This window comes from Terrabacter sp. Ter38, assembly GCF_024519435.1.
Classification (GTDB): domain Bacteria; phylum Actinomycetota; class Actinomycetes; order Actinomycetales; family Dermatophilaceae; genus Terrabacter.
This window is the reverse complement of the sequence record NZ_JALJRZ010000003.1, coordinates 279,631-290,269: the sequence shown is the minus strand read 5'-3', so window position 1 is coordinate 290,269 and position 10,639 is coordinate 279,631. Positions and strand designations below refer to the sequence as shown.

The following is a 10,639-nucleotide window of genomic DNA, read 5'->3' as shown; positions in this document are numbered from 1 at the left end:
GCGCTCAGGACGAGGGTCAAGCCAGCGGCCCCCACGACCAGTCCGCGCACATGACGAGGTGCTGCTGCCAGCCTGGACCGTGCACCGTTTGGTCGCACATCAGTGAATACCCGACTAACCCAGGACACGCGACCCCCACAAAAGGTGCGGAGGACCAGCCTCCAAAAAGATTCAGCGCCCCGAGCCAGTTCCCCCCGGCCCTCGGCACCCCGGAGAGGCTCCTAGTCGGCGCCTCCACTCGAGTGAGTCTAGGGCTACATCTCCAAGATGTGTCGGGGATGCCAAAACTTCCTGCGGGTAAACGAATCGCGGTCCAGAACACTGCTCAGCGTGGGGCGTGGAACCGCTGCTGGGCCTCGAGCAGGCCCACGTCGATGAGGGCGGCGACGGCGTCGGCGCCCCCGTCGAGGAGGAACGGCAACACCTCGGTGCGCTCGGCCTTCGAGAAGTCCTTAAGGACGAAGTCGGCGGGGTCCTGCCGGCCCGGTGGCCGACCGATGCCTAGCCGGACCCGCAGGAAGTCCCGCGAGCCGAGCGAGCGCGACACCGACCGCAGGCCGTTGTGGCCGCCCTCGCCCCCACCCTGCTTGAGTCGGACGAGTCCGGCGTCGATGTCGAGCTCGTCGTGCAGGACGACGACGCGATCGATGGGGACGTCGTAGTACTTCATGAGTCCGGCCACGGCGCCACCGGACTCATTCATGTAGCTCGAGGGGATGGCGAGCACGACCTTGGGACCCGGCACGCGAAGGCGCACCTCGGCCACCCTGGCGCGAACCCTGTGCGCCTTGAACGAGGCACTGCCAGCGCCGCCGGAGGCGTCGCGGCCAGCGAGCTCGAGGGCGGTCATGGCGCCGACGTTGTGGCGGTTACCGGCGTACTCCGGACCGGGGTTGCCCAGTCCGACGACGAGCCAGGTGTCCATGACCGTCCTCGAGAGGTAGTGCGGATGGTGCGTCCCGGGCAACTGCACGGCATACGCCGTGCCGTTGCGCGGGGTGGATCAGTGCGAGACGCCTCAGGCCTCGTCGGCCTTGGCGTCGGCGTCCTCGGCGCTGTCGCCGTCGGCGGCATCGGCGGCCTCCTCGTCGGACTCCTCGCGCTCGATGCCGGCCTCGGCCTCCGCCTCGGCGAGCTCGGCCTCGAGGGCCTCCTCGGAGATCGCCTGCGTGACGTTGACGACGAGAGCCTCCTCGTCGGTGACGAGCGTCGAACCCTCGGGCAGCTCGACGGCGCCGGCGAGGATCTGCGTGCCGGCCTCGAGGCCCTCGACGGAGACGACGACGTTCTCGGGGATGTTCGTGGCGAGCGCCTCGACCTGGAGCGTGTTGTGGTCGAGCGTGACGACGGTCTCGGGAGCGGCCTCGCCCTCGAGGTGCACGGCGACGTCGACGACGACCTTCTCGCCCTTGCGGACGACGACGAGGTCGACGTGGTCGATGACCGGCTTGATGGCGTCCCGCTGGACGTCCTTGGCGAGGGCGAGCTGCTCCTTGCCGTCGACGACGATCGTCAGAAGGGCGTTGGCCTGCTTGAGGGCCATCATCGTGTCGTGGCCGGGGAGCGAGATGTGGACGGGCTCCGTGCCGTGGCCGTACATGACGGCGGGGATGTTGCCGGCGCGGCGGATCTTGCGGGCGGCGCCCTTGCCGAAGTCGGTGCGCTTCTCGGCGACGAGCTTGGTGTTGTCGGACACGGGGTCTCCTGGGTATCTCGGATGAGGCGGTCTCTGTGGTCGGCCTCGACGCGGGACGACGCGCGGTCTTCGGCAGTGACGGAGCGGGACGGTCGTTCAGGGCCGCACGCAGAGGCGAACCCGACCAGGAAGTGCTCCACGTCAGGCCACCGCGTCGATCACGGACCTCGTCACGCCCTGCCGTGGCAGCCGTGCACCGTCCCTCGCCGAGGCAACTGCTCGATCTTACGGGACGGACGCCCGGGGGGTGAAATCCGCGACCCGCGGACGTCCGGACGACCGCGGGTCACCCGGGGGGCGTACGCCGGAGCACCCATGAGTCCGTGAAGCTGCCCCCGGCTCCGCGCACGAAGGAGAACCGCAGCTCGCCCGAGGTGACGCGGAGGTCGGCGAAGCCGTAGGTCGGGTTGGTGGCGGCACCCGAGGTGGCGGCGAAATAGCCGCGCTCCGGATCGGTCGCCGCGACCTGGCGCAGAGCCACACCACCGGTCCCGATCGTGGCGAAGACGGTGCCCGCTCCGGCGACCATGGAGGTGTCGGCATCGGCGACGCAGGCCGGCACGTAGGACCCGACGGCGATCCGTGCACACCCCGTGCCCTCGCGCAGCTGCTTCGTGCGCTGGTAGAGGTGCTCGTGACCGGACAGCACGAGGTCGACGTGCTTGGAGACGAGCAGGTGCTGGAGGTCGGGCCCGCTCGAGCAGCCGTAGCGGCCCATCGAGAGGCACGGTTCGTGCATGGCCACGACGACCCAGCGGATGCCGGCCCGCCGCGCTCCGTCGATGGCCGCCGCGGTCCACGCGTAGCGGGCCGAGCCCGCCGCATAGCTCCACGTGCCGTCGGGGAAGGTGAGCCCCGGCGAGACGAGGACCACGCGGACGAGTGGGCTCGAGCGTGGGAGGTCGACGTAGTACTGGCGGGCGTAGTCCCCGACGGCCCCGCCGAGGCGGTTGGGCAGGCAGCTGGCGAAGCGGGCGATGGAGCCGTTGGTGCCGTTGCTCTCGTGGTTGCCGGAGAGCAGCTCGAACGGGAACGACGTGCCGACGCGCGAGGTCACGAAGGAGCACCACGCGCTCTCCCCGCCCGGCGATCCGTAGGAGAGGTCGCCGAGGGCCAGGTGCGCATCGGAGCCGGAGAGCGCCAGGGCCCGCAGCACGCCACCGGTCGTCGCGACGTTCGCGGCGTAGTCACCGGCCGCGGTCAGGTGCACGCGCGCCGAGGGTGCAGGAGCCCCGGCGGTGCCGGGCGGTCGCAGGCCGCCCGTCACCGGCGGCGCCACGGACGCCGGGCCCGGGTCGGAGGTCAGCGCGGCCACGGAGGGGGGCCGTGGGGTCGTCGGGGACGGCGAGGTACAGGGAGCGCCGCCGGCCAGGGCGAGCATCCCCAGCGCGCACACCACGCCGCGACGCCACTGCATGCCGGTCACTCTAGGGCGCACCGGCGGAGGCGGCGCGCCTGACCGAGTCCGGGTGCCAGGGCCGAAGGCTAGGGCCGCGCGGCCGGGCCGGTGACGGGCTCGTCGACCACGAGGCCCGGGCCGCGGGACTCGTCCGCACGGACCGCCACGAGGCCGGCGACGATGAGCAGTCCACCGACGATCTGGACGGGCGTCGGCAGCTCGGCCAGGACGAGCCACGCGAAGAGCACCGCGAAGAGCACCTCGGTCAGGGCCACGAAGGAGGCCACCTTGGGGCCGAGCATCCGCACGGCCGCGATGCCGGTGACGTAGGCGAAGGCGGCGGCGACGATCGCGATGACGAGGACCGGGACCCACCAGTCCACGACGACGCCCCCGAGCGGCACGCGGGCCGCACCCCGGGACATGTCGAGCACGCCGACCAGCCCCGCCAGGCCGAGCGAGGCCGCTCCGACGACGAGGCCACCGCCGGCGAGGGCGAGCGGCGGCACGTCGTCGTCGACGTGGTCCGCGAGGAGGAAGTAGAGCACGAGGCAGACGGCAGCACCGAGCCCCCAGAGCACCCCGACGATGCTGACGTTCCCGCCACCACCCACGACGTCGAGGACGAGGAGCAGCCCGGCCACGGCGAGCGCCACCCCGGCGAACGTGAGGCGGCGCGGGGTCTGCCGGTGGCGCATCCAGAGCCAGCCGACGATGAGCACCGGCGCGAGGTACTCGAGCAGCAGGGCCACCCCGACCGACAGGTGCGTCACGGCGTTGAAGTAGGCGAGCTGGCAGCCGGCGACGCCGGTGAGGCCGTAGCCGACGACGACCCAGCCGTTGCGGCGCAGCGCCCCCCACCGGCCCCGCAGCGACCACAGGGCGGGGCCGAGGAGCACGACAGCGGCCAGGGTGATGCGCATCGTCACGACCGCACCGGGCGACCAGCCACCGACGAGCAGCGACTTGCCGAAAGCGCCGGACGTCGCGAAGGCCGCGGCCGACGCGAGGGCGACCCCGAGGCCGACGAGCGGGTGGCGGACCGGCCGCGACAGCGGCACGGCAGCCCTTCCCGGCCCGGCGCTCCCACCGGCACCGACCACCGCTGGCCCTGCGACCACGACCCGCTCCGCCATGACAGCTCCTCGCCGCTCCGGCCGACCGGCTCGTCTCGAGCGAGCAGATGTCAGCACCGAAATTGATTACACTCATGACGGTAGCGACCGCACCCGTCAGGAGTCAACATGCTTTTCACCCATGACACCGATGTCGCCCTCGGCGGTGCCGCAGCCCTCGTCAACACGATGCCCGGCTCGGTGCCCGGCGACACTGACCCCGACCGCCTGACCTGCCTCGAGGAGCTCGAGTCGCTCTACCGCGACCAGGGGTGGACCGGCCGCTTCGACCGCGATGCCGCGGAGCTCGCGGCGGTCCGGGCGCTGCGGCCCCGGCTGCGCGGCTTCTGGGACGAGGACGAGGCCGGCGTCGTGGCCCTCGTCAACGAGCTGCTCGCCGAGGCTGGCGCCGTCCCCCAGCTCGTCGACCACGACGACGTGGGGTGGCACGTCCACGCCACCCCGTCCGACGCCCCGCTCGCCCGCCGGATGGCCGTCGAGGCCGCGATCGCGGTCATCGACGTCGTGCGCGCCGGCGAGCTCGCGCGGCTGCGCGTCTGCGAGGCCGCCGACTGCGACGACGTGGTCGTCGACCTCTCCCGCAACCGCTCGCGACGCTTCTGCGAGGGCGGCTGCGCGGCTCGCGCCCACACCGCCGCCTACCGCGCCCGCAGAGCCGCGCACGCCTGACCCGTCACGTACGGAGGGCGTATGCCGCCGGGGCGGTCCCGACGGCATACGCCCTCGTCGTGTGGTGGCCCTTCAGGCCTTGCCGTCGAAGAGGCTCGTCACCGAGCCGTCCTCGAAGACCTCCCGGATCGCCATCGAGACGAGCGGCGCGATCGAGAGGACCTCGAGCTTGTCGAAGCGGCGGTCGTCGGGGATCGGGAGCGTGTTCGTCACGATGACCTCCTCGACCTTGCAGGCCTTGAGGCGGTCGACGGCCGGCCCCGAGAGGATCGCGTGCGTCGCGGCGATGATGACCCCGGCGGCACCCTGGTCCATGAGCGCATCGGCGGCCTTGGTGATGGTGCCGGCCGTGTCGATCATGTCGTCGACGAGCACGCAGACGCGGCCCTTGATCTCACCGACGACGCGGTTGGCGACGACCTCGTTGGGCCGGTTGATGTCGCGGGTCTTGTGGATGAAGGCGAGCGGAGCGCCACCGAGGCGCGAGCTCCAGTCCTCGGCGACCTTGATGCGCCCGGCGTCGGGCGAGACGACGGCGAGGTCGAGGTGGCCGTACTTCCTGCCGACGTAGCCGGCCAGGATCGGCATCGCCATGAGGTGGTCGACCGGGCCGTCGAAGAAGCCCTGGATCTGCGCGGTGTGGAGGTCGATCGCCATGAGCCGGTCGGCACCGGCCGTCTTGAACAGGTCGGCCATGAGGCGGGCCGAGATCGGCTCCCGGCCACGGTGCTTCTTGTCCTGGCGGGCGTAGCCGTAGAAGGGCAGGACGACAGTGATGCGCTTGGCGGAGGCCCGCTTCAGCGCGTCGATCATGATGAGCTGCTCCATGATCCACTCGTTGATCGGAGCGGTGTGGCTCTGGATGACGAAGGCGTCGGAGCCGCGGACGGACTCCTCGTAGCGGACGTAGATCTCGCCGTTGGCGAAGTCGTAGGCCGACGTCGGTACGAGGTCGGTGCCGAGCGCGGCGGCGACCTCCTGCGCGAGCTGCGGATGGGCCCGGCCGGAGAAGACCATGAGGTGCTTCTCGGTCGTCTTGTTGATGCCGCTCATCGCTGGGCGTCCTTCGTCTCGGAGGTCTGCTCGGGGATCTGCTCGGGGGCCCGCTCGGGGGTCTGTGCCGCGGTGGACCGCTCCTGCGCGGCGCGGGCTGCCTCGTCGGTCTTCGTGCCGGCCCGGCGCCGGGCCACCCAGCCGTCGACGTTGCGCTGCTGCGCGCGGGTCACGGCCAGCTGTCCCGGGTCGACGTCGCCGACGACGGCCGATCCCGCGGCGACGTAGGCGCCGTCGGCGATCGTCCGGGGCGCGACGATGACCGAGTTGCTGCCCACGAAGCTGTGCGCCCCGACGTTCGTGTGGCCCTTCGTGACGCCGTCGTAGTTGGCGAAGATCGTGCCCGCGCCGATGTTGGCGCCCTCGCCGATCGTCGCGTCGCCGCAGTAGGTCAGGTGCGGCACCTTGGCGCCCGCTCCGATGTCGGCGTTCTTCGTCTCGACGAAGCCGCCGATCTTGCCCTTCGCCCCGAGTCGTGTGCCCGGGCGCAGGAAGGAGAAGGGCCCGACGGTGGCGCCGGGCCCGATCTCGGCGAGCTCGGCCTGGGTCCGCACGACGCTCGCACCGTCACCGACCTCGACGTCGGTCAGCGTCGTGTCGGGGCCGATGACGCAGTCGCGGCCGATCGTGCTGGCGCCGAGGATCTGCGTGCCGGGGCGCACGACCGTGTCGGGCCCGATCGTCACGTCGGCGTCGAGCCACGTCGTCGCCGGGTCGATGACGATCGCGCCGTCGCGCATGGCCTGCTCGACGGTGCGGCGGTTGAGCTCGGCACCGAGACGGGCCAGCTGCACCTTGTCGTTCACGCCTTCCGTCTGCCAGAGGTCGGCGACGAGGTGAGCGCGCACCCCGAGACCGCGCCCGCGGGCGATGGCGATGACGTCGGTGAGGTACTTCTCGCCCTGCGCGTTGTCGGTGCCCACCTCCGAGAGGGCTTCGCGCAGGACCGCCGCGTCGAACGCGTACAGGCCGCTGTTGACCTCGCGGATGGCGCGCTGCTCCTCGTCGGCGTCCTTCTGCTCGACGATTGCGACGACCGAGCCCTCCGCGTCACGGATGACCCGCCCGTAGCCCGTGGGGTCCTCGAGCGTCGCCGTGATGACGGTGACGGCACTGCCGGACGCGTGGTGCGCCGCGACGAGTCCCTCGAGCGTGGCGCTGGTCAGCAGCGGCACGTCGCCGTAGGTGACGACGACGGTGCCGGCGAGGTCGCCGGGCAGCGCCTCGAGCGCGCACTCAACGGCGCGCCCCGTCCCCTTGACCTCGTCCTGGTCGGCGACGACCGCCTCCGGGTCGACCTGTGCCACGTGCTCGGCCACGCGGTCGCGCTCGTGGCGCACGACGACGGCGAGGTGGTGCGGGCTCGTACCCCGGGCCGCCCGGATCGCGTGGGCCACGAGACTGCGGCCTCCGATCGTGTGGAGGACCTTGGGGGTCGCGGACTTCATGCGTGTGCCCTCACCGGCGGCGAGGACGATCACGGCGGTCGGCCGTAGATCGCTCACAGGGCGCAGCTCCTTTTTGGATCGGGGTGCACTCGGGTGCGTACGACCCCGGCCCACGCGGGCGCCGGGGTGCGCCTCGGCCATGCTACTCGTGGGGAGCGAGGGTGCCGGCCCAGCCACGGGCGTGCCGTGACCCCCCTCACATCGCCCCTTCCGCGCGGTGGCGTATGCCGTGTGGCACACGGCGCGGTCGCGTGCTGAGCGCCCATCTCCGCCAATCGTGCGACCATGGGAGGACGGGCCCGCCAGTCCCCCCCTAAGTTGGCGGACCCGGGGCTGGCTCTGGCACCAACTCCCTGCCGAGCGGCCAAGGCGTCGCTCGACCGCGGACCCCCACCGCATGTCGGGCGACGCCGCTCGTCCGAGGGCCGTCAGCGGCCCCTGCTCCCCGGGCAGGAGTCGAACCTGCGTCGCTTGTCCTGATTCAAAGTCAGGCGGGCCCTGCCGGCAGACCAACCGGGGATCGTCGTGGACGTGGACAGGGTAGTGCAGACCCCGGGTCGCTCCGTCGCGGACTCATGCACCTGCCGGGGGCGCGTCGCCGGGCGGTGTCTCCGGCGTCGCATCACCGGCGGCAGGACCGTGGGAGCCCTGGACCGGGGCGGCGACGACGGATGTCGGCTCGGTCGGCGGATCTGCCGGTTGGTCGGCTCCTGGACTGGCGGAACGCAGCTGGCCGTTCTCGGTCGCCGGGCTGGACGCCGCGCTCGTCGCCGCGGGGTCCGCCGGATCTGCGCCACCGGGCGCGGAGACAGGGTCAACCGTCGAGGATCCCGAATCACCTTCAGCCGGAACGGGATCCGTCGGCGCCGGGTCGGACGGAGCCGAGTCGGCAGGTGCTGGATCGGCCGGCGTCGGGTCGACAGGCGTCGCGTCTGACGGAGCCACAGGCGCCGGATCCGCGGGCGTCGGATCGGCCGGCGTCGGATCGGCCGGCGTCGGATCGGCCGGCGTCGGATCGGCCGGCGTCGGGTCGACCGGCGTCGGAGCGGCCGGCGTCGGGTCGGCCGGCGTCGGGTCGACCGGCGTCGGATCGGCCGGCGTCGGGTCGGCCGGCGTCGGATCGGCCGGCGTCGGATCGGCCGGCGTCGGGTCGACCGGCGTCGGATCGGCCGGCGTCGGGTCGACCGGCGTCGGGTCGGCCGGCGTCGGGTCGACCGGCGTGGGGTCGACAGGCGTCGCATCTGACGGAGCCACAGGCGCCGGGTCGGCCGGCGCCGGGTCGGCCGGCGTCGCGTCGGCAGGCGCCGGATCCGCGGGCGCCGGGTCGGCCGGCGCCGACGGGGCAGGCGTCGGGTCGGCCGGCGTCGAGTAGGACGGCGCGGGGTCGACGGGTGCCGGAGCAGCAGGTGCTGGGTCCGGAGGCGCCGGGGGTGCAGGCGCGGGGTCGACGGGCGTCGCGTCGGACGGCGCAGGGGCCGCGGGCGCGGGGTCGGTCGGCGCGGGGTCGGCGGGGGCAGGGAGGAGGGCGAGGTGGAGCACGTCGACCGGGGTCGTGCCGGCGGCCGCCCCGGCCACCGACCCGGGGCTGAGCACAGGTGTGGCGCCGTCGACCGAGGCGGCGACCGACGTCGTCGCCGTCGTACCAAGGTCGTGCGCTGCCGCCGGTGCAACCGAGAGGCCGAGCCCCACGACAAGGCCGGCCATCGCGGTGGCGAGGGGTGGGCCGATCGCCGTCCCGGCCAGGATCGAACCGCCCGTCAACGCGGCGACGGGAGTGACGATGGCCGCGCTGGACATGAGGGCGGTGGTCCCGGCCATGCCGGCCGCAGCCGGCACCGTGAGGACTGCGCCGCCCGCACCCGCGCACGTGGCCGTACCGGCGGCGGCCGTACCGGCCGCGGTGGCGGCCGACACGGAGGTCGCCCCCGTGGTGATTCCCGCTCCTGCGGCCGCCGCGCCGGATGCCGTCGCCCCGGCACCGCTCGCGGTCAGCGTGCCGCCGAGACCGGCGCTGCCTGCAACCGTGCCTCCGACCGTGGACCCGGCGCCGACCGAGGCGACGGCAGTCGTGCCCGCGGCACCCGCGCCGGCCGTTCCACCCGCAGCACCGGCACCCGCCGTCACACCCGTGGTCGCACCCGTGGTCGCACCCGTGGTCGCACCCGTGGTCGCACCCGTGGTCGCACCCGTGGTCGCACCCGTGGTCGCACCCGCCGCGCTCGACCCGACCAGAGCAGCGAAAGTCCCCGGGGGCAGCCCGGCGAGCATCGTCGCTCCGGCGGCGAGGAGGAGAGGACCGGTCAGTGCACCGAACCCGTCGTAGACGCGCTGCAGCTCCACGGCGAGTCCCGCCTCGCGAGGACAGCAGTCCAGGTGCGCTTCGACGCGCGCTCGCTGCCGCTCCGTCAGTCGGCCTCGGACGTGGCCGCTGAGATGGTCGAGGGTCCAGCGACAGTCGCGCGCGTCGCAGACCGGCACCCGGCGCCGCACCCAGGAGTCGAGATAGCGGTCCCGGAGCTCGTCACGAGCGCGCTTCGCGCGTGCACTGGCCGCGTTGGCCGAGACACCGAGCTCGGGAGCGACCACCCGCGGCGGATGGCCCTCGACCATCGTCTGCCAGAGCAGCCGTCGATCTCCCTCGCTCAACCGGAGAAAAGCCTCTCGGACCAGGTCCGTGTCGACACCCTGGGCGCTGAGGGCCGACAGTCCTTCGTCAGGGCCGGGCAGCAGGTCGAGGTCCGTCGTCGACGTCGGGACCACGCTCATCTCACGACGGATCGCGTCGACGCCGACGGTGCGGACGGTCGACAGGAAGTACGCGCGGAAGTTCGACGACGGTCCCCTCCCCTCGCTCAGGAGATGGAAGAGACGGGCAGAGGCCTCGGCCACGAGGTCCTCGGCGGACACGCGGCCGCGATACGGCGTGGCGGCGGCGTGGGCGGCTGGCAGGTGGCGGCGCCAGAGCGCTGCAAAGGCCTCCTCGTCGCCCGAGCGCGCCCGCGCGAGCAGCACGACATCGGACTCCTCGACCCCAGCCGTCGCGGGTGCGGCGGTCATGGTGTCGGACCGTGGTCCCATCGTGTGTGCTGACACTCTGCGGCACCTTTCGCCGGATGTGCCTCACCAGTGTGCTCCACGACGGCCGCCCCGTGGGGGTCTTTGCCGAAGTGTCGTCGGGCATGACGGTGAGGTCGATCCGCGCCCGCCCCTTCGCGTCGAGATCGACCTCACCGGCGGT

General features: G+C 72.9%; 8 protein-coding genes and 1 tRNA gene. 1 reads left to right on the top strand and 8 read right to left on the bottom strand.

The window, feature by feature from the left end; translation table 11 throughout:
• Nucleotides 1-325 precede the first annotated feature (325 nt).
• The 4 genes from pth to NR112_RS08700 form a co-directional block, all read right to left on the bottom strand.
• Nucleotides 326-925 (bottom strand): aminoacyl-tRNA hydrolase, encoded by a 600-nt coding sequence (pth, locus tag NR112_RS08715; RefSeq protein WP_256793603.1) that lies wholly within the window; start codon nt 923-925, stop codon nt 326-328.
• A 93-nt stretch (nt 926-1,018) separates the two neighbouring features.
• On the bottom strand, nt 1,019-1,696 hold the full coding sequence (locus NR112_RS08710; RefSeq protein ID WP_256793601.1) for a 50S ribosomal protein L25/general stress protein Ctc: 678 nt from the start codon (nt 1,694-1,696) through the stop codon (nt 1,019-1,021).
• 286 nt (nt 1,697-1,982) lie between these two features.
• Nucleotides 1,983-3,113, bottom strand: a complete 1,131-nt coding sequence (locus NR112_RS08705) for a metallophosphoesterase (protein ID WP_256793600.1) — start codon at nt 3,111-3,113, stop codon at nt 1,983-1,985.
• Between the two features lie 68 nt (nt 3,114-3,181).
• A complete protein-coding gene (locus NR112_RS08700; RefSeq protein WP_256793598.1) occupies nt 3,182-4,231 on the bottom strand; it encodes a DMT family transporter in 1,050 nt (349 codons plus the stop codon).
• A gap of 108 nt (nt 4,232-4,339) precedes the next feature.
• Between NR112_RS08700 and NR112_RS08695 the strand changes: the two genes are divergently transcribed.
• Nucleotides 4,340-4,900, top strand: a complete 561-nt coding sequence (locus tag NR112_RS08695) for a CGNR zinc finger domain-containing protein (protein WP_256793597.1) — start codon at nt 4,340-4,342, stop codon at nt 4,898-4,900.
• Between the two features lie 72 nt (nt 4,901-4,972).
• Here NR112_RS08695 and NR112_RS08690 read toward each other — a convergent pair whose 3' ends face one another.
• From NR112_RS08690 to NR112_RS08675, 4 genes are all read right to left on the bottom strand, one after another.
• Nucleotides 4,973-5,953: a ribose-phosphate diphosphokinase gene (locus tag NR112_RS08690; RefSeq protein ID WP_256793596.1), complete on the bottom strand. Its 981-nt coding sequence runs from the start codon at nt 5,951-5,953 to the stop codon at nt 4,973-4,975.
• Nucleotides 5,950-7,458, bottom strand: coding sequence for a bifunctional UDP-N-acetylglucosamine diphosphorylase/glucosamine-1-phosphate N-acetyltransferase GlmU (glmU, locus tag NR112_RS08685; RefSeq protein WP_256793595.1), 1,509 nt, complete (start codon nt 7,456-7,458; stop codon nt 5,950-5,952). Before glmU ends, NR112_RS08690 begins: the two co-directional genes overlap by 4 nt.
• A 384-nt stretch (nt 7,459-7,842) precedes the next feature.
• A tRNA-Gln gene (locus tag NR112_RS08680) sits at nt 7,843-7,921 on the bottom strand.
• A gap of 53 nt (nt 7,922-7,974) precedes the next feature.
• Complete coding sequence (locus NR112_RS08675) at nt 7,975-10,458, bottom strand: sigma-70 family RNA polymerase sigma factor (RefSeq protein WP_256793594.1); 2,484 nt, start codon at nt 10,456-10,458, stop codon at nt 7,975-7,977.
• Nucleotides 10,459-10,639: the final 181 nt, after the last annotated feature.

Bases quoted from the DNA above. Each gene is read 5' to 3' on its own strand.
- NR112_RS08695 (WP_256793597.1), top strand. From the start codon at position 4,340: ATGCTTTTCACCCATGACACCGATGTCGCCCTCGGCGGTGCCGCAGCC.
- NR112_RS08700 (WP_256793598.1), bottom strand. From the start codon at position 4,231: ATGGCGGAGCGGGTCGTGGTCGCAGGGCCAGCGGTGGTCGGTGCCGGT.
- NR112_RS08705 (WP_256793600.1), bottom strand. From the start codon at position 3,113: ATGCAGTGGCGTCGCGGCGTGGTGTGCGCGCTGGGGATGCTCGCCCTG.
- NR112_RS08690 (WP_256793596.1), bottom strand. From the start codon at position 5,953: ATGAGCGGCATCAACAAGACGACCGAGAAGCACCTCATGGTCTTCTCC.
- NR112_RS08675 (WP_256793594.1), bottom strand. From the start codon at position 10,458: ATGACCGCCGCACCCGCGACGGCTGGGGTCGAGGAGTCCGATGTCGTG.
- pth (WP_256793603.1), bottom strand. From the start codon at position 925: ATGGACACCTGGCTCGTCGTCGGACTGGGCAACCCCGGTCCGGAGTAC.